Annotated in this window: 18 protein-coding genes and 1 riboswitch; all 18 genes read right to left on the bottom strand. The window is 50.1% G+C overall.

Annotated features, from left to right (window positions below):
• Positions 1-25: 25 nt before the first annotated feature.
• The 18 genes from greA to HJV72_RS13720 all read right to left on the bottom strand — a co-directional run bounded on the left by greA (position 26) and on the right by HJV72_RS13720 (position 17,668).
• Positions 26-508, bottom strand: a complete 483-nt coding sequence (gene greA / locus HJV72_RS13805; protein ID WP_066580657.1) for a transcription elongation factor GreA — start codon at positions 506-508, stop codon at positions 26-28.
• A 241-nt stretch (positions 509-749) separates the two neighbouring features.
• Positions 750-1,712: a tRNA dihydrouridine synthase DusB gene (gene dusB, locus HJV72_RS13800; protein WP_208071736.1), complete on the bottom strand. Its 963-nt coding sequence runs from the start codon at positions 1,710-1,712 to the stop codon at positions 750-752.
• Entirely contained in the window at positions 1,690-2,463 is a 774-nt protein-coding gene (locus HJV72_RS13795; RefSeq protein ID WP_208071733.1) for a type III pantothenate kinase, read from the bottom strand. The genes dusB and HJV72_RS13795 overlap by 23 nt, the downstream gene beginning before the upstream one ends.
• A gap of 9 nt (positions 2,464-2,472) precedes the next feature.
• Positions 2,473-2,802, bottom strand: a complete 330-nt coding sequence (locus HJV72_RS13790; protein WP_066581886.1) for a DUF6145 family protein — start codon at positions 2,800-2,802, stop codon at positions 2,473-2,475.
• Entirely contained in the window at positions 2,795-3,775 is a 981-nt protein-coding gene (locus HJV72_RS13785) for a biotin--[acetyl-CoA-carboxylase] ligase (protein WP_208071731.1), read from the bottom strand. The genes HJV72_RS13790 and HJV72_RS13785 overlap by 8 nt, the downstream gene beginning before the upstream one ends.
• A 9-nt stretch (positions 3,776-3,784) precedes the next feature.
• Entirely contained in the window at positions 3,785-5,830 is a 2,046-nt protein-coding gene (gene argF, locus HJV72_RS20350; protein ID WP_243765648.1) for an ornithine carbamoyltransferase, read from the bottom strand.
• Positions 5,831-5,844: 14 nt separating this feature from the next.
• On the bottom strand, positions 5,845-6,792 hold the full coding sequence (locus HJV72_RS13775; RefSeq protein ID WP_049728627.1) for an SPFH domain-containing protein: 948 nt from the start codon (positions 6,790-6,792) through the stop codon (positions 5,845-5,847).
• Positions 6,792-7,232 (bottom strand): NfeD family protein, encoded by a 441-nt coding sequence (locus HJV72_RS13770; protein WP_208071729.1) that lies wholly within the window; start codon positions 7,230-7,232, stop codon positions 6,792-6,794. The genes HJV72_RS13775 and HJV72_RS13770 overlap by 1 nt, the downstream gene beginning before the upstream one ends.
• Before the next feature lie 70 nt (positions 7,233-7,302).
• Positions 7,303-8,094 carry a TrmH family RNA methyltransferase gene (locus tag HJV72_RS13765; RefSeq protein WP_208071727.1) on the bottom strand — a complete coding sequence of 264 codons (792 nt, stop codon included), beginning with the start codon at positions 8,092-8,094 and terminating at the stop codon, positions 7,303-7,305.
• 12 nt (positions 8,095-8,106) lie between these two features.
• Positions 8,107-8,757, bottom strand: coding sequence for a potassium channel family protein (locus HJV72_RS13760; RefSeq protein WP_208071724.1), 651 nt, complete (start codon positions 8,755-8,757; stop codon positions 8,107-8,109).
• A 9-nt stretch (positions 8,758-8,766) separates the two neighbouring features.
• Positions 8,767-10,146 (bottom strand): TrkH family potassium uptake protein, encoded by a 1,380-nt coding sequence (locus tag HJV72_RS13755; protein WP_208071721.1) that lies wholly within the window; start codon positions 10,144-10,146, stop codon positions 8,767-8,769.
• 67 nt (positions 10,147-10,213) lie between these two features.
• Positions 10,214-10,903: a response regulator transcription factor gene (locus HJV72_RS13750; protein ID WP_208071719.1), complete on the bottom strand. Its 690-nt coding sequence runs from the start codon at positions 10,901-10,903 to the stop codon at positions 10,214-10,216.
• Positions 10,896-12,392, bottom strand: coding sequence for a HAMP domain-containing sensor histidine kinase (locus HJV72_RS13745; RefSeq protein WP_208071717.1), 1,497 nt, complete (start codon positions 12,390-12,392; stop codon positions 10,896-10,898). The genes HJV72_RS13750 and HJV72_RS13745 overlap by 8 nt, the downstream gene beginning before the upstream one ends.
• A 78-nt stretch (positions 12,393-12,470) precedes the next feature.
• On the bottom strand, positions 12,471-13,658 hold the full coding sequence (gene metK, locus HJV72_RS13740; protein ID WP_208071715.1) for a methionine adenosyltransferase: 1,188 nt from the start codon (positions 13,656-13,658) through the stop codon (positions 12,471-12,473).
• A gap of 139 nt (positions 13,659-13,797) precedes the next feature.
• Positions 13,798-13,895, bottom strand: a riboswitch (SAM riboswitch).
• A gap of 69 nt (positions 13,896-13,964) precedes the next feature.
• Positions 13,965-15,155, bottom strand: coding sequence for an MFS transporter (locus tag HJV72_RS13735; RefSeq protein ID WP_208071713.1), 1,191 nt, complete (start codon positions 15,153-15,155; stop codon positions 13,965-13,967).
• A gap of 79 nt (positions 15,156-15,234) precedes the next feature.
• On the bottom strand, positions 15,235-16,527 hold the full coding sequence (locus HJV72_RS13730) for a UDP-N-acetylglucosamine 1-carboxyvinyltransferase (protein WP_208071712.1): 1,293 nt from the start codon (positions 16,525-16,527) through the stop codon (positions 15,235-15,237).
• A 159-nt stretch (positions 16,528-16,686) separates the two neighbouring features.
• Positions 16,687-17,187, bottom strand: a complete 501-nt coding sequence (locus tag HJV72_RS13725) for a shikimate kinase (protein WP_208071710.1) — start codon at positions 17,185-17,187, stop codon at positions 16,687-16,689.
• 124 nt (positions 17,188-17,311) lie between these two features.
• Positions 17,312-17,668 (bottom strand): hypothetical protein, encoded by a 357-nt coding sequence (locus HJV72_RS13720; protein ID WP_049728617.1) that lies wholly within the window; start codon positions 17,666-17,668, stop codon positions 17,312-17,314.
• Positions 17,669-17,879: the final 211 nt, after the last annotated feature.

Raw genomic sequence — 17,879 nt, 5'->3', positions numbered from 1 at the left:
TTCGATTGAACAGGTCTCCTATGTGCTACATGGAACGGCTGATTTCAAGAATCTTGTATGCCATCTCGCCTGCCTGCGTCTCTACCTTCACGGTCTCTCCTACCTTCTTGCCCATCAGAGCCTGGCCTACCGGCGATTCATTGGATATCTTGCCTTCCAGACTGTTGGCCTCGGTAGAACCTACTATTTTAAATTCCATCTCTTCATCAAATGTCTTATCGAATACTTTCACAGCACAGCCGACATTAATCTTATCGAAATCCACTTCATCTTCCACAACGACTTCCGCATTCTTCAATATGCCTTCCAGCTCTTCGATACGGGCCTCGATATCGCGCTGCTCATCCTTAGCCGCATCGTACTCTGCATTCTCAGACAGATCGCCCTGCTCCCTTGCCTCTTTGATTTTGCCTGCTACTTCCTTCCGCTTTACAACCTTCAAGTTCTCAAGTTCATCCTCCAGTGCCTTCAGGCCTGCATAAGTAAGTAATTTTTTCTTTGCTTCCATGTCCCTCTTCTCCTTAATATACACAGATTTCTGTCTCTATTCTTTCACAGGTCTTCCTGTATCGTTCTCGCTTTGCTGTCTGTATTGAAAAGATACTTTCACAATTTCATTATTATACATAATCAGCCGCCTAATGTCAATCATTTTTCGATATGAGAAATCATCTTACCTTTTACAGAAAAGCCCCGCCTCACATATTGGTTAAGTATATGTAGGACAAGGCTCTTTTATTATCTCAATTTTATCCAGCAATCCGGTCTGCAAGCAGATGTTCCAGCTCTTCATATGACTCTACGCTGTTGATCTGTGCCCTCAGTTTTGAAGACCCCTTCATCCCCTTCGTATACCATGCCACATGCTTTCTCATCTCCCGGATACCAAGATATTCTCCCTTATATTCAATCTGCATCCGGGCATGCGCTAGCATCGTCTGCTTTACTTCTTCCGGGGCAGGGCGCGGAGGATATCCCCCATGTATGTCATGCTCTCTTAACTCCCTGAAAATCCACGGGTTCCCCTGCGCCGCCCTTCCTATCATCACCATATCGCATCCGGTACGTTCCTGCATGGCTGCCGCCGACTCGGCCGATACCACGTCACCATTCCCGATGACAGGGATGGTAACGGCTTCCTTTACCCTCCGGATGATATCCCAGTCCGCCTTTCCCGAATAGTATTGTTCTCTCGTCCTGCCGTGTACAGCCACCGCAGCGGCGCCTGCCTCTTCAATGACCCTTGCAATCTCCACCGCGTTAACATGCTCCTCGTCAAACCCTTTTCTGATCTTGACAGTAACCGGTTTCCTGATAGCCTTTACCGTCTCATTCACGATGTCATACACGAGTCCCGGTTCTCTCATCAGTGCAGAACCCTCTCCGTTCTTCACCACTTTCGGTACCGGGCATCCCATGTTGATATCCAGTATCTGAAATGGAAGCTCTTCAATCTGTTTCGCAATCTCGCTCATAATGTAAGGGTCTGAGCCGAACAGCTGCAGCGACACCGGATATTCTTCCGGGTGGATGGCAAGGAGCAGCTTTGTATTTTTGTTCTTGTACTGCAGCGCCTTCGCACTGACCATCTCCATACAGAGCAGTCCTGCCCCCTGCTCCTTGCACAGCAGACGAAATGGCAGGTCGGTAACCCCTGCCATAGGCGCCAGAATGTATGGATTTTCAAGCTCAACGTTTCCTATTTTTTTCATATATAATCCTCAGTCCTTTTAACGTCAGCTGCGAGTCATAGATATCAATCACGTCCGTCTCCGCCGCAATCAGCTTCCCAAGGCCTCCTGTTGCCACGACCTTTGCATCTGCATAGCCGGCTTCTTCCTTGATCTTATTGACGATATACTCCGTCTGCCCGATCTGTCCATATACGAGTCCGGCCTGCATACTGGAGATGGTCTCCTTTGCCAGGATGGAGTCCGGCTTTTTTATCTCGATTGCCGGAAGCATCGCAGCCTCACCCCAGAGCGCCTGCGCCGACGTACGGATGCCGGGGGCGGTTATGCCGGCCTCGAATGTCCCGTCTACTCCCACTACGTCATATGTAGTGGCCGTCCCAAAGTCAAGGACGATAACAGGGCCGCCGTGCAGCGTATAAGCAGCCACCGCGTCTACGATTCTGTCGGGGCCTACCTGTCTTGGATTCTCGGTCACAATCCTTATCCCTGTCTTGATCCCTGCCGATACTACGACAGGTTTTATGCCAAAGTATTTGATAATAGAGCTGCCAAGCGAATGCATAATGTCAGGTACGACAGAAGCGATAATGACCGCACTGATATCTGCGCTCAAAATCCCCTGGCGTTCTACCAGCTCTTTCAGGGTGATGCCATACTCATCAGAGGTGCGCGGCAGCTTCGTCGTCATGCGGAACGTTCCAAGCAGCTCATCCTCCTTAAATACCCCAAGCGTAATATTCGTGTTTCCTACATCTATAACAAGTAACATATCAGCCTCCTATACTTCTTCTCCAAGGAAAAATACACGGTAGTAGAGCTGCAGAGCAGCGAGCAGTTCCTGTTTTTCCTTCTGCAGCTCCTTAATCTTCAGCTGGCTTCCTATCTCATCAAACATAGGGTCGCCTTCTTCGCTCGTCACTTCAAAGCAGAGTCCGCCGTCCTCTTCATAGACAAGTGTAAGAATCCCGCCCACATCATTTACATACAGCACGCACATGATCTTCAGCTCATCTTTGATAGAACCTGGCAGCTGTTCAAAATCAGGGTTCAGATAATATTTTTCCTCGTAAGAATTCGCTCCGCAGAGCACCACTTTATTCTCATACATATCCATATACTCCTCTTACCGATACTTCACCTGCGAATATCGCCTTCTCCTTGCCGTCCTCCGTCGTGACAATCAGTTCACCAGTATCGTTGATTCCGGAAGCGATTGCCTCATATTCATTGCCCGGCTCGAGGATCCGCACCTCTTTCCGGCAGTTGACAAGCAGCCGGTTGTAGGTGTCCTTCAGCCTAGACAGGTCTTCCGTCTCAAGAAATATCTCATAGTTCTTCTCATACCGTTCCACGATTCTGGCAGCCAGCTGCGCGCGGCGCAGCTTAACCCCTCCTTCTATATAAAGAGAGGTCGCCGTCCTGGCAATCTCCTCCGGAAAGCTGTCTGTATTCACATTGACTCCGGCACCGGTCACCACATAGTTGATATAATCGACCTCCGCACTCATCTCCGTCAGGATGCCGCATACCTTCTTCCCGTTTACCACGATATCGTTCGGCCATTTTATCTGTGCAGGAAGCCCCGTCTCGCCCATAATCCCCTCTGCAACGCTCAGCGCCATGACAAGCGTCAGCATGGGGGCTTTTGAAGGCAGGAACTGTGGCTTAAGCAGGATAGTCATATAGATGCTTGTCCCCGGCGGTGACGTCCATCTTCTCCCCCGCCTGCCTTTTCCGGCCGTCTGCCGGTCTGCGACGACGAGCGTACCATGAACGGCTCCTTTTTCCCCGAGTACCTTGGCCTGAATGTTCGTGGAGTCCGTCTCCTTGGCATATACGACCGTCTTTCCTGCCCATCGTGTGTCAATCAGGCTTTCCAGCTCTGCCTGTCCCATCAAGTCTGGACTTTCTATGAGGCGGTACCCTTTGTTGCGCACCGCCTCTATCTCATAGCCTTCTTTCTTCAATTGCTCTATCACCTTCCAGACTGCCGTCCGCGACACGCCAAAGCTGTCACAGAGCTGCTGTCCGGACACATACCCTCCGCTTTCGCGGAGCACTTTCAGAATCTCTGTCTTCATTCCTGTCTCCTAGATATTCCCAAGTGTAGCCACCATGACCGCCTTGATCGTATGCAGACGATTCTCTGCCTCGTCAAATACGACAGACGCCTCGCCTTCAAATACATCCTCCGTCACTTCCTTGCCTTTGACTGCAGGCAGGCAGTGCATGAATATCGTACTGTCCTTCTTCGTCCTCGCCATCATCTCCTTGTTGATCTGATATGGACGGAGCATCTCGATCCTCTCTGCAGCCTTGTCCTCCTCGCCCATAGATGCCCATACATCCGTATATAAGACATCGGCGCCTTCCACGTCATCCACGTCATCTGTAATCGTGATGGAAGCCCCCGACTCCGACGCATACTTCCTGCAGAGGTCTGTCAGCTCATCTGTCGGCCATAAGGCTTTCGGCGCCACATTGATAAAGTCCACGCCTACTTTGGCGCAGCCGATCATAAGGCTGTTGGCCATATTATTGCGTCCGTCTCCAAGATAGGCAAATCTAAGCCCCTTCAGATAACCGAAATGTTCTCTCATGGTAAGCAGGTCCGCCAGAATCTGGGTCGGATGATATTCATCCGTCAGCCCGTTCCAGACCGGTACGCCGCTGTACTTCGCAAGCGCCTCTACATGGTCCTGCCGGAAGCCGCGGAATTCGATTCCGTCAAACATACGTCCGAGCACACGTGCCGTGTCTTCGATGCTCTCCTTATGTCCAAGCTGGATCTCATTACCTGATAGATACGTCGGATTGCCGCCTTCATCTGCCGCCCCTACCGTGAACGCACAGCGCGTCCTGGTTGAAGGCTTCTCGAATATAAGCGCTATGTTCTTGCCCCGCAGGCTGTTTCCCGTGATTCCTTCCTTTTTCTTTTCCTTCAGGTCTGCTGCCAGATCAAGCAGGTACATGATTTCCTCCGGTGTAAAATCCTTCAATGTCAAAAAACTTCTTCCTTTTAAATTCATCTTACGTTCCTCTCTTAATCCTGTTAGTATATGAACAAAGCGTGGCAGGCGGAGCTTGTCACTTAAGATTTCATATTTACTATATACAATATCATATAATTGGTCCACTGTGTATATCTGATATTTCGGAACATGCAGCAATTTTGCCGCCGCCTCCAGCATCCCCATGAACAGCTCCTTGTCCGAGTGTCCGAGGGACAGCTTAAGGGCAAATGCAATCTCTGCCTTTTCGATCTCCTTTATCCCGCTCATCAGCTCTTCATAGTACAAATCATCGTAAGTCTGATCTACGTAATAGATAAATCCTTCCAGCCCGTACAGCATCCTCTTGGCATCATAGTATCCAATCTTCATATTCTGTCTGCTTCTTTTACCCGAAAATTCTATAATGCTTCCCAGCTTCACGCGGGGACCGATCTCGTACTTCACCCCTGTGTCCGGCATCTTTACCCGGGGCTCCCTGCCCGGACCGTAGATTCGTACTTCTATTATATTCTCATACCCTCTCTTGACAAGAGAACTTAACGGGACATTATTGATCACGCCCCCATCGATATACTTCTTGCCGTGCAGGCGCTCATTTTTAAAGCCTATCAGATACGCGCTCGCCAGCAGAAATTCCTCCAGCATCCCCTCCGGGATATCTTCCACGCTCAGATCCAGCTCCTTAAAATCAGACACAGAAAATGTGAGCAGGCAGAATTCAATGCTGCTCTTTCGTATTTTTTCTTCATCTATAACTTCATGAATCAGCTTTTTCAGCGGAGTGATGTCAATCCCGCCGTCTTTTAAGCGGCTCCATCCCTCATTCAGGAATTCCCGGATTGTCGTCTCCTTCCGGAAGAAACGTTCCATCCATTCGTCATCCACGTCCATCACATTGGAAAAAGTCATCTTGCTCCAGATGTCCTCCGCCTTTTCCTCATCACCCATGCAAACGAGGGCGCCATTTAATGCGCCCACGGATGTTCCTGCCACTGCATTCAACTTCACGCCTGCTTCCCTGAGAGCCTTCCAGGCACCTATCTGGTAAGCTCCCCTCGCTCCGCCTCCGTCAAATACAAGGCCATATTCTACTGTTAAATCTATGATGGGTTTCAACTCCATCACACCCTTTCATGCTACGCCTCTGTCCCGTCTTTCTGTCCAACCTCTGCAAGTGACTTGACAAGCCCTGCGATACTCTGAATCTCAGAAGGTATGATAATCTTTGTCGCCTTGCCGTCTGCCGCCCTTTCAAAAGCCTCGAGGCTCTTGAGCGTCAGCACTGCTTCATCGGCACCGGCTTCCTTCAGGAATTCGATACCATTTGCATTTGCCTGCTGGACTTTCATGATAGCTTCTGCTTCACCTTCCGCCTCGCGGATCATCGCCTCTTTCTTCGCCTCCGCACGCAGGATTGCCGCCTGCTTCTCTGCCTCTGCATCCAGAATCGCTGATTCCTTATGGCCCTCTGCCACAAGAATGGTAGACTTCTTCTCACCTTCGGCACGCAGGATTGCCTCACGGCGTTCACGCTCTGCCTTCATCTGCTTCTCCATTGCATCCTGGATAGCAGCCGGCGGAATGATATTCTTAAGCTCCACACGGTTGACTTTGATGCCCCATGGATCTGTCGCCACATCAAGAGAGGAACGCATCTTCGTGTTGATTGTCTCTCTGGATGTAAGTGTCTGGTCCAGTTCCAAATCGCCGATAATATTTCTCAGCGTGGTGGCGGTCAGATTCTCAATCGCCATAATCGGGTTTGCCACTCCGTAGCAGAAGAGCTTCGGGTCCGTAATCTGATAGAATACGACCGTATCGATCCGCATCGTGACATTATCCTTTGTAATAACCGGCTGCGGCGCAAAGTCCACCACCTGCTCCTTCATGTCTACTTTTCTTGCCACCCGGTCTACGATCGGCAGCTTCACATGGAGTCCGGTCCCCCATGTCGCCTGATATGCGCCTAGCCTCTCGATGACAAGCGCCTGCGCCTGTCTTACGATCCTGATACAGGATATCAGAACCAGTACGACAACGACTATGACTATGATTCCTATGATTTTACCAACTAACGCTCCCATTATGCCTTCTCCTCTCTTGCTCTTACTATGAGCTTCACTCCTTGTATCCCATCAATCACAACTACTGTATTCTTTTCAATGCGGCCGTCAGGCTCATCTGTCTTAGCCGACCACTCCTGTCCGTTTATCTCGACTCTTCCCTTCGACTGGAGTGTATCGATATCCTCCAGAACCAGTGCCTGCTGCCCGATCAGGCTCTCCGCATTGGTCTTCTGACGCTCCTTGTTAAAATATTTGACCGCGATGGGCCTCGTAACAATCAGAAGAATCACGGACACTACCACAAATACGATCATCTGCACTATCGTGCCAAATCCAAGCACGCCGGCCACAAATGCTACAAGCGCGCCGCCTGCGAACCATATGGTCGTCAGACCCATGGTAAGGATCTCGACAATCAACAGAATAACAAATAATACCAACCAATACATTGTCTGCATATGCTGTCCTCTCTTTTCTTGTAATAGTATTCCTCAAGTCTATCTTACTATACTTCTGTCTATAAAGCAATTACTGTTGCCGTCTCTGCCTTGCCGCCTCAAACAGTAGCACCGCGGAAGCTATGGCAGCATTCAGCGATTCCACCTGGCCTTCCATGGGAATGCGGATATAAGAATCCGCCATCGCGGCAATCTCCTCTCTGAGTCCATTGCCTTCATTTCCAATTAAAAAAGCACACGGATTCGTATAATCGGCTTCATCATAAGAAAGCATCCCGTCAAGATGAGCCGCATATGTATGGATTCCCCTCTCTTTCATCCACCGCACCGCACCGGCGATGTCCTCTGTCCGGTATAGCGGCATCCGATAGACAGACCCCATCGTAGAACGAATCGTCTTCGGGTTATATACATCCACGCAATCGCTGCTCATGATGATTCCTGTCACCCCGGCACCTTCGGCCGTCCGGATGACGGTTCCCATATTGCCGGGGTCCTGCAGATTGTCAAGGACAAGAATATGCGCCCGTTCTCCGCCTGCGGCCTGTGCAAGCGTATACGTTTCCTGACGCACGACACAGAGGACGCCCTGGGGTGTCTTCGTGTCAGAAGCATAGGCATAGACCTGATCCGCCAATATCTCCGGCTGGATACGGCTCCCTTCCAGCACATGCCTGACTGTACTGCTTTCCTTACTGTAGAATGACTCCGACACATATACTTCGGCAAGCCGGCCGGCCGGAACTTCCCGGAACATTCGGATACCTTCTACGAGGAAAACGCCTTCTTCATCTCTGGCCTTTCTCTTTTTTTTAAGATTAACAAGCCGTTTTACCTTCTGGTTTCCTGTACTTGTTATCATCGCATCCCGCCCTTATCCTTTCTGAAAGTTCTCCAGTGCCTCGTTGGCTCCGACCAGAATCAATACCATATCCCGGCCAAGCGGCCTGTTAGGATCCGGATTCACCTCTACCCTATCACCTGTCACTACGCCTACTACGCTCACATCATGGGAGCGTCTCACATCCAGCTCCTGAAGGCTCTTTCCGCTCCAGCTCTCCGGTACGGCCACCTCGGTGATACTGTACTCCGGAGACAGCGCGATCCAGTCTGCAAAATTCGTGGATACAAGATTTTTCGCAATCCGCTCTCCCGTCTCACGTTCCGGGAATACGACTGCATCGGCTCCGAGCTTACGCAGTATCTTCGCATGCATTTCATTTCTTGCCTTGGCAAGCACATACGGTACGCCAAGCTCTTTGGATATGATGGTAGCCATCACGCTGGCCTCCATGTCCTCCGAGACTGCTATGATTACCCCGTCCAGATTCCGCGCCCCAAGGGAGCGTATGACCTCCTGGTCCTGCATATCCGCCTGTATCGCGTAAGACACATCGTCTGCAATCTCCTGGATGCGCTCCATCCTGTTATCTACCACAACGACCTCGCAGCCAAGGTTCTGCAGCGTGACTGCCACGCTGGAACCGAAGCTACCCAGTCCAAATACTGCATATTGTTTCTTCATCTCTACCTCCTAACCTACCATGATCCGCCGCTTGGGCAGCCTGCGTATCTTATCTCTCGGATGTACCTTTCCGCCGAACAGGAGTGCCAGCGTAATCGGCCCGAGCCGTCCAAGATACATCATGGCCATGATGACCGCCTGGCTCGCCCTGCTCAGATGTGGCGTCAGATCTGCAGTCAGCCCTACCGTTCCGATTGCGGAGGACGCCTCGTACAAGATTCCGATGAACGGGACATCTTCCGGCTCTATCACCGTGATTGCGGTCACGCCGGCCAGGAACGCCGCGAACGCCACCAGCACGACGAAAAAGCCGGTGCGTATATTCGCGTTGTCAATCCTCCGGCCGAAGCATTCCGTATCCCGGCCACCCCTTACAAAGGTGATGCAGGCTATCACGAGCATCGCCACTGTCGTCGTCTTCACGCCTCCCGCCGTACCGCCTGGAGACCCTCCGATAAACATAAGGATGCAGCAGATCAGCTTGGACTCCGTATAGAGCCCTCCCTGTGATATCGTGGCAAACCCGGCTGTCCTCGTAGTGACCGACTGGAACATGGAGGCCATGACCTTCTCTCCTATGCTCATGTTACCAATCGTCTCCGGGTTGTTATATTCCATGCCCAGTACCGCGACGGTGCCTGACACGAGCAGGACGGCGGTCGTAACGATAGCTATCTTGGAATGGAGCGCCAGCCGGGTAAACCACCATTTCCGTGGCACTTCTTTTTTAAATATCTTTTTGCTGTTGGTGATGACATCTGTCCATACCGTGAATCCGATGCCGCTCAATATGATTAGCAGCATGGTCGTTATGTTGATGACTGGATTCGTCACATATTCCATCAGGCTGGTGTCGCCTAGTATATCGATACCTGCATTGCAGAACGCAGACACGGCATGGAATACAGAATACCAGATCCCTTTTGCCACTCCAAATTCTGGGATGAACTGTACCGCATACAGCACCGCCCCAGCGGCTTCCACAACGAGCGTTCCGATGATGGCCCGCCTGACCATCCCTACCATCCCGCCGAGCCGGTCCATATTGTAAGATTCCTGGATTACAACCCGTTCCCGCACGGTAATCTTCTTTTTTAATATCAGGAAAAAGGCCGTGGCACAGGCAATGACTCCCAGTCCTCCGATCTGAATCAGAAGCAGCAGGATTACCTTCCCCACAAGCGTAAACTGCACGGCGGGCGTTATCGTCACAAGACCTGTAACGCAGACTGCCGTCGTGGAAGTAAACAAAGCATCCGCAAATGCAAGGGGCTTTTCGTTGCATATCGGAAGCCACAGAAGGATCCCTCCAAGCAGAATCACTCCCAGAAAACCGAGTGTCAACAGCTGCATCGTGTTCCACCTGATATTCTTCTTGTGCTCGTGCATGACCGTTCCTCTCTTTGCTGTCAGATAATTACCATCCGTAACATGGGATGGCTATAAATATGTCCCGTTATACTTTGAAGCGATAGCCCACACCCCAGATTGTCTCAATATACTGCGGGTTTGAGGTATCCATCTCCACCTTTTCTCGTATTTTCTTGATATGCACGGTGACGGTCGCGATATCTCCTATGGACTCCATATCCCATATTTCCCGGAAGAGCTCTTCTTTCGTATATACGTGGTTTGGATGGCTTGCCAGAAAAGTAAGCAGGTCGAATTCCTTCGTCGTGAATGTCCTCTCTTCCCCGTTCACCCATACACGCCTTGCCGTCGTATCTATCTTGAGTCCACGGATCTCGATGATGTTGTTCACCTCTGCCGCACTCCCCGTCAGGCGGTCATACCGCGCCAGATGTGCCTTCACCCTTGCCACAAGCTCGCTCGGGCTGAATGGTTTGGTCATATAGTCGTCGGCCCCGAGTCCAAGCCCCCTGATCTTATCAATGTCGTCCTTCTTGGCGGATACCATAATAATCGGGGTATTCTTGACATTCCTCACCTGCCGGCATATATCAAACCCGTCTATGCCCGGAAGCATCAGATCCAGGATAAACAGGTCATAGTCCTCTTCCAGCGCCTTCTTAAGGCCAAGCTCACCGTCATTGGCCACCTGTACATGGAATCCGCTCAGCTCCAGATAATCCTTTTCCAGATCTGCAATTGACTCCTCATCTTCCACTATCAATATCTTATTCATGAATCGGTACCTCCTGATATTTTCTGAGCACAAAGTACATGGTCGTTCCGGTATCTTCCCGACTAGTGGCCCATATCTTCCCCCCGTGCTCCTCAATGATTTTCTTGACGATCGACAGCCCTATGCCGCTTCCTCCCTTCGAGGAATTCCTCGAAGCGTCGGTCCGGTAGAACCGGTCAAATATATTTGGCAGGTCCTTGGCCGCGATACCCTTTCCATTGTCCTCGATCTCCGCCTGGATAAAGTCGCCTACATCTTTGACTCTGAGATTAATCTTTCCCTTTGATTTGTCCATATACTTCAGGGAATTGTTGACAATATTGTGTATCACACGCTTGATCTGCTCTGCATCCGCGATGACCTGTACGCCTGGCGCCACATAATTGAAGTAGCCAAATTCCACATTTTTAGACTCCATCTCCAGCGACAGATCCTCCGCACAGTCGTTGAAATATTCGTTCACGGACAATGTGTTGAAATTGTACGGTATCCTGTTCGTGTCTATCTTGGAGTACAACGTCAGCTCGTTGATAAGCAGATCCATCTCATTGGCTTTATTATATATCGTCCTGATATATTTATCCATCTTCTCAGGCGTATCGGCCACACCGTCCATGATGCCTTCCGCATATCCCTTGATTGCCGTAACGGGCGTCTTCAGGTCGTGGGAAATGTTGCTGATAAGCTCCTTGCTCTCTTTATCGAATTCTACCTTCTCCTCTGCATTGTCTTTCAGGCGCTTTCTCATCTCCTCCAGATTCCGGCACAGCAGTCCAAGCTCATCGTCAGACTCCGGCCTCAGTTCAAAGTCCAGGTTGCCCTCTTTGATGTTCTGGGCCGCATTCTGCATCTTGCCAAGAGGCTGCATCACCGCGCGGTATATCCAGAATATGAGAAGCAGCGCAGTCAGCACGAGCACGATAATTATTCCCATCACCAGATCTACGATAAACTCCTGCACTTCCGGAATCATATTGCTGACATCCGTAACTATAAAAGCACTCCCCTGTTCACCGTCCTCATATAAGTAATCTACCTGTTTGACGAGTGCCTGCGCCTCTCCGCCCAGATACACCCCGTTCTCGGATGTGTTGCCTGATTCCCCATATTCGGGCAGCTGCGGAATCACATGGTTCACATTGTCGATGTCCGTCCCCATATATATAATCGTGGTTCCCTTGCGCACGAGCAGGTATGCCTTTTTCTTCTCAAGCTTTTTATTAAACTTCTCCAGACATGTGGCATCCTCAAGCTGCCCCGGATCTTCCTGCACCATCTCTTCCAGCTCATGGTACGGCTTCTCTGTCAGGCGGGACAGCACCTGCATGGAATTGGCAAAGCTTTTTACTGTCGTTCCGGTTATCTCATATGTCTTTTCTATAGAATTAATCTGATACCGGCTCAACCCGCAGACCATGAGGAACGTGAGCAGAACCGGAATCAGTATCACTGTCAAAAATGCTATTATAAGCCTCGTTTTTAGCTTCATAGTCATATCCTCCGAGCTTAAGTATAGCATGAAAGAGGGTGCTCCACACGAAAGCACCCATAAACTTTTATAAAATTTTTATAAATATGCGGACAATATCTCCGTTTTGTCAGTCTTTTCCCACGGCAGCTCGATATCGGTCCTTCCAAAATGCCCGTAAGCCGCTGTCTTCTTATAAATCGGACGTCTGAGGTCCAGCATCCTGATGATGCCAGCCGGACGTAGGTCAAAATGCTCACGGACTATCTCCACGAGCCTGTCGTCAGGCAGCCTGCCTGTGCCGAACGTCTCAACTCTGACAGACGTCGGATGTGCCACGCCGATTGCGTATGACAGCTGTATCTCGCATCTGCGTGCGAGTCCCGCAGCCACGATATTTTTAGCCGCATAGCGTGCCGCATAGGCCGCTGAACGGTCCACCTTCGTACAGTCTTTGCCCGAGAACGCCCCGCCGCCGTGGCGTGCCATTCCGCCGTATGTGTCCACGATTATCTTTCTTCCTGTAAGTCCGCTGTCCCCGTGAGGGCCGCCGATTACAAATCTTCCTGTCGGATTGATGAAAAGCTTTGTGTCTTCATCTATCATTTCTGACGGTATGACTTCATCAAACACATATTTTTTAATATCTTCGTGTATCTGCTCCTGTGTTACATCCGGGTCATGCTGTGTAGACAGCACGACCGCCTCCAGCCTGATCGGAGTCCCTTTTTCATCATACTCTACCGTCACCTGCGTCTTGCCGTCAGGTCTCAGGTATGAGAGCGTCCCGTCCTTCCTTACTGCCGTGAGCTTCCTGGACAGCTTGTGTGCAAGCGCTATCGGGTAAGGCATCAGCTCCGGCGTCTCATCCGTCGCATACCCGAACATCATACCCTGGTCTCCTGCGCCAATCGCCTCCAGCTCTGCATCAGACATCTTATTCTCTTTCGCCTCCAGTGCCTTGTCAACCCCGAGTGCGATATCCGGCGACTGCTCATCAATGGCCGTTATGACACCGCACGTCTCACAGTCGAACCCATATTTCCCCCTTGTGTATCCGACTTCCCTGACCGTATCCCTCACGATCTTCTGGATGTCTACATATGCATTGGTCGTTATCTCTCCCATTACGAGCACAAGCCCCGTCGTCGTACTCGTCTCGCAGGCGACACGGCTCATTGGATCCTGCTCCATTAGCGCGTCCAGAATCGCATCGGAGATCTGGTCGCACATTTTGTCCGGGTGCCCTTCTGTCACTGATTCTGATGTAAATAATCTCTTTTCCATATGTTCTCCTTTCTTAACGGCCGTTTCCGGCACTGTAAAACTTTCTCCCGGTGGTCTCTGGCAATATAGAAACTTCTTTTCCTATTGTACAAAAAAACAATCCGCCATAAGCGGACTGTTTTATATTCATAAACCAATCCTCTTATTGTTCGAAAGACTCGCTCAGGTTGGCACCTTCCTTTACGGGGTTGCCGCAGCTTCACAGATCCTTTGTATCTCCACTGCTCTGAATAAGAGAAAGTTTCATTATTAACTTGTTGTTCAATAAGACTTTACAGCCTTTCACGCAAAATGTCAATACTCAATTCATTCCTGGCGGACTTGTATGCGGGCTGTCACAGCCATCCCGACTATGCATATCCCTCCTGCGATGATAAAGGAAAGGCTGGTTCCAAGCGGCGTATCCTGGACTGCAGCCAGCAGATAAGGGCAGAGGATGGAGACGGCTCCGTATCCGAGCATGACCGCTCCGAAGTTCATCCCCTGGTACTTCATGCCAAAGCAGTCTGAAGTCAGTACGGGATATACGCTGACAAACCCTCCATATGTAAGCGACACGAGTGATATGAGCAGTATGAACAATCCGCCCTTTGCCACCGTGAGGCCGATGACCGAAATCATGGCGGTTGCATACAATACCTGTATCACCGTCTTCCGTCCGAAGAAGTCCGACATCCATGGCGCTGCAAAACGACCGGCAATATTCGCTGCCGAAGCGGCTACGACGCCTATCAGGGCTGCGCCATCCGTCAGTCCCCGCTCCATCCCAAGCGATTTCATAAGCGGATTGACAAGCACATAAGCCGGCACGGCAAGGGCCATGGATACGCTCAGGAGATAGTACGTCTTCGTCCGGAACATTTCCTTTGTGGTATACTGCTTCCTCTGCACGGTTTCGGCTGCACTGCCCTCCCCAGCTCCGTCCGGTTTGTCATCCGGCTCTGAGATACATATGCCTCCCAGGCTGAGCACAGCATAGATTCCCGTCACAGCCAGCATTGCATACCTGTAACCGTGGTTCGCAAGCAGCCAGTCACAGAACGGGTTCATGACGACGCCGGAGATGCCGACGATTCCTACCGTTATCCCTGTCACCAGCCCTCTCTTGTCTGGAAACCACTGCTGTGGCACGGCTACAAGCATGCTGAACGCACAGCCGGAACCAAGACCGCCGAGCAGCCCATAACCGGCCGATATTACCCACGGCATGCCAACCGGTGCAACTGCTGCCAGAAAGAATCCGGTACACATCACGAAGCTTCCGCCAAGGATTGTCGCCCTGGCTCCAATCTTGTGCTGAAGATATCCGCCTATCATATTGCCCACGGCGAAGATACCGATGATTATCGTAAAGGGCTGGCTGGATGCCGCCAGGCTGAGCTGGTACTCAGCTCTGACATGGGGCTGGAACACAGTCCATATGTACGGGTTTCCATGTACAAAATTAACGATAGCTGCAATGAGCAGAATAATATAACGATTCTTTATCTTCTTCATCTTATTCCCCGCTTACCAAAATCAGCCCGCAAAATGCGGACTGATTCAAATGTCTGTTTTATATGATTCATCTTTTCTTCTAGCTTACCTTAAGCGTAAACTTCTGAATCTCCTTCTCCGTAGAGACCTGTTCCATGAGTGCGCCTATGCTGCGCAGCTTTTCATCAAATCTTTCATATCCCCGAAGTATATAGATGATATCATCTACAATCGTTATACCATCTGTGGCAAGTCCCGCGATGCAGAGCGCCGCGCCTGCGCGAAGGTCCGGTGCGCTCACCCTGGCCCCGGAGAACTTATCTACCCCTTCGATGGTAGCAGAATTGCCTTCTACTTTTATATTGGCCCCCATTCTGGCCAGTTCATCCAGATATTTGAATCTGTTCTCAAATATACTCTCTGTTATGGTACTTGTCCCCTTGCATAAAGCCAGCGTCACCCCTATCTGGGGCTGCATATCCGTCGGAAAGCCCGGGTATGGAAGTGTCTTTACGTGAGTGCTTGTCAAGTCTCCTTTGGATACGACACGCACGGCATCGTCAAATTCTTCTACTTCGCAGCCAATCTCTGTCAGCTTTGCAATCGTTGCTTCCAGATGCTTCGGAATGACATTCAGCACCGTTACGTCTCCTTTTGTGGCTGCGGCAGCAAACATAAATGTACCTGCCTCGATCTGGTCCGGTATGACAGAATATTCCGTCCCATGCAGTCTGTGTACTCCACGTATCTTTATCACATCGGTACCCGCTCCTCTGATGTTGGCACCCATGCTGTTCAGGAAGTTGGCAACGTCCACCACGTGCGGCTCCTTGGCCACGTTTTCCATGATTGTGATGCCGTCTGCCATCGTCGCCGCCATCATCACGTTGATTGTTGCTCCTACTGTCACGACGTCAAAATACACGTGCCGCCCTTCCAGATTCTCTGCTTCGGCAACTACTTTGCCGTGCTCGATATCCACGTCGGCTCCGAGTGCCCGGAATCCTTTCAGGTGCTGGTCTATCGGCCTGCTCCCGATGTTGCATCCTCCCGGCAGCGCCACTTCTGCTCTCTTGTATTTGCCGAGCAGCGCACCTAGCAGATAGTAAGACGCGCGAATCTTCTTGATATAATCATACTCCACATCAAAATTCCTGATTCCGCTTCCGTTGATCTTGACCGTGTGTCGGTCTACGCGGTGCACCTTTGCACCGATTCCGGTAATTGCATCCAATAGTACATTGACATCATTGACGTCCGGTATATTGTCAATAAGAACTGTGTCATCTGTCATGATTGCCGCTGCGAGTATCGCCAGAGCCGCATTCTTCGCTCCGCCTATCTCTACTTCTCCCACAAGCGGATGGCCGCCTTTTATAATATACTGTTCCATACTGCACCTCAATATCAATTTATATTCACTCTCAAAACTCTGATAGCTATTTTTCTTTATTCACATTCTTTGCTATTATACCATAGAATCGAAAATTGTAAAATATTTTTTACAATTATGTAACTTATATTACATTTTTCTTAATGCAACCGTAACTTTTTATGCATTTTGTAACGCCTCGATCACCTTGTCTATCGTATCTTCCAGCTTGAGTCCATCCTCGCACACGGTCAAGTCCGCATACCGCTCGAACAAGGGGACCCTCTCATCATACAGATCCTTGAGCGTCTGTCCGGCCCTAAGCACGACGCCTCTTTTTTTCGCACTTTTCAGCCTCTTGTTTATTGTCTCATAAGATGCCATCAAATATACGACCGTACCGATTTCTTTATAATGTTTCATGGCATTTTCGCAGTATACTACGCTGCCGCCCGGTGATATGACCGTGTTGTGCACTTCCACTTTCGCATTCACACGGTCCTCTATTTCCAAAAACCCATCGATCCCCTTTTTTTCTATAATTTCCCTGAGAAGATTCCCTTCCTCTTCCTGTATCAAAAGATCCGTATCAATAAACTGATATCCAAGCCGCTTTGCAACGACAACTCCGACTGTACTCTTTCCTACCGCAGGCATACCGATAAATATTATATTCTCCATGTCTGTCGTACCTTCCTCAATATGTTCAATAAGTATTCTAACATATACCGGCTCATCCGTCCACCCTCACGAAAGCGAGGAAGGAGTCAGGCCTTTCTTCCCAAGGTCTGGCTCCTTTCTTTCATTAGTAGTATTTTCGTCTCATGTTCCTGTGCTCACAGCGTCTGCGGCATAATTCCTGATAAGCCATGACTTGAATCAAGTCATTCAGCCAGCTGCCCGGATCTTCTTCATCTTCTTCGGCCCTGTCGAATATCCGCCGGCACATCAGCCGCAGCTGCAGCTGATCCGGATATTCATCATACATCATGCTTCCTTCGTATTCCAGCCTGTCACATTCATCTTCAATATAAGGAATCAGCCGTTTGGCTGTCGCAGGATACAGGCTCTTCATATAATCCAGGTCCCTTCTGGCAACCTTGTCGTCATCATAGAGTAAAGGCATCGGATAGGCCATGTAGTAAGGCAGTCGATTGTCCATGTACACACACTCCTAAGCTAAGTATCTATCTTATCATATGCGCCGTTTTCACCGATGTTCCATAATCCGTCAGGCGAATCTTGACTTAATCCTATATCATGCTCTGCCAACTTCATCCTCGCCAAACGGAATTTTCATCTCATTATACGCTATTCCTTTAATCCGGGGGATTTCCGATACGGCAAAAAAGCTGGCTTTCCTCAGAAATCCA

The organism is Extibacter sp. GGCC_0201 (assembly GCF_017566055.1).
Classification (GTDB): domain Bacteria; phylum Bacillota; class Clostridia; order Lachnospirales; family Lachnospiraceae; genus Extibacter.
The sequence above is the reverse complement of the archived record's forward strand: the minus strand, read 5'-3'. Positions and strand labels throughout refer to the sequence as shown.

What these genes read in the sequence shown, in the direction of transcription:
- greA (WP_066580657.1), bottom strand. Translation starts at nt 508, where the DNA reads ATGGAAGCAAAGAAAAAATTACTTACTTATGCAGGCCTGAAGGCACTG.
- dusB (WP_208071736.1), bottom strand. Translation starts at nt 1,712, where the DNA reads ATGAAAAAAATAGGAAACGTTGAGCTTGAAAATCCATACATTCTGGCG.
- HJV72_RS13795 (WP_208071733.1), bottom strand. Translation starts at nt 2,463, where the DNA reads ATGTTACTTGTTATAGATGTAGGAAACACGAATATTACGCTTGGGGTA.
- HJV72_RS13790 (WP_066581886.1), bottom strand. Translation starts at nt 2,802, where the DNA reads ATGTATGAGAATAAAGTGGTGCTCTGCGGAGCGAATTCTTACGAGGAA.
- HJV72_RS13785 (WP_208071731.1), bottom strand. Translation starts at nt 3,775, where the DNA reads ATGAAGACAGAGATTCTGAAAGTGCTCCGCGAAAGCGGAGGGTATGTG.
- argF (WP_243765648.1), bottom strand. Translation starts at nt 5,830, where the DNA reads ATGGAGTTGAAACCCATCATAGATTTAACAGTAGAATATGGCCTTGTA.
- HJV72_RS13775 (WP_049728627.1), bottom strand. Translation starts at nt 6,792, where the DNA reads ATGGGAGCGTTAGTTGGTAAAATCATAGGAATCATAGTCATAGTCGTT.
- HJV72_RS13770 (WP_208071729.1), bottom strand. Translation starts at nt 7,232, where the DNA reads ATGCAGACAATGTATTGGTTGGTATTATTTGTTATTCTGTTGATTGTC.
- HJV72_RS13765 (WP_208071727.1), bottom strand. Translation starts at nt 8,094, where the DNA reads ATGATAACAAGTACAGGAAACCAGAAGGTAAAACGGCTTGTTAATCTT.
- HJV72_RS13760 (WP_208071724.1), bottom strand. Translation starts at nt 8,757, where the DNA reads ATGAAGAAACAATATGCAGTATTTGGACTGGGTAGCTTCGGTTCCAGC.
- HJV72_RS13755 (WP_208071721.1), bottom strand. Translation starts at nt 10,146, where the DNA reads ATGCACGAGCACAAGAAGAATATCAGGTGGAACACGATGCAGCTGTTG.
- HJV72_RS13750 (WP_208071719.1), bottom strand. Translation starts at nt 10,903, where the DNA reads ATGAATAAGATATTGATAGTGGAAGATGAGGAGTCAATTGCAGATCTG.
- HJV72_RS13745 (WP_208071717.1), bottom strand. Translation starts at nt 12,392, where the DNA reads ATGAAGCTAAAAACGAGGCTTATAATAGCATTTTTGACAGTGATACTG.
- metK (WP_208071715.1), bottom strand. Translation starts at nt 13,658, where the DNA reads ATGGAAAAGAGATTATTTACATCAGAATCAGTGACAGAAGGGCACCCG.
- HJV72_RS13735 (WP_208071713.1), bottom strand. Translation starts at nt 15,155, where the DNA reads ATGAAGAAGATAAAGAATCGTTATATTATTCTGCTCATTGCAGCTATC.
- HJV72_RS13730 (WP_208071712.1), bottom strand. Translation starts at nt 16,527, where the DNA reads ATGGAACAGTATATTATAAAAGGCGGCCATCCGCTTGTGGGAGAAGTA.
- HJV72_RS13725 (WP_208071710.1), bottom strand. Translation starts at nt 17,187, where the DNA reads ATGGAGAATATAATATTTATCGGTATGCCTGCGGTAGGAAAGAGTACA.
- HJV72_RS13720 (WP_049728617.1), bottom strand. Translation starts at nt 17,668, where the DNA reads ATGGACAATCGACTGCCTTACTACATGGCCTATCCGATGCCTTTACTC.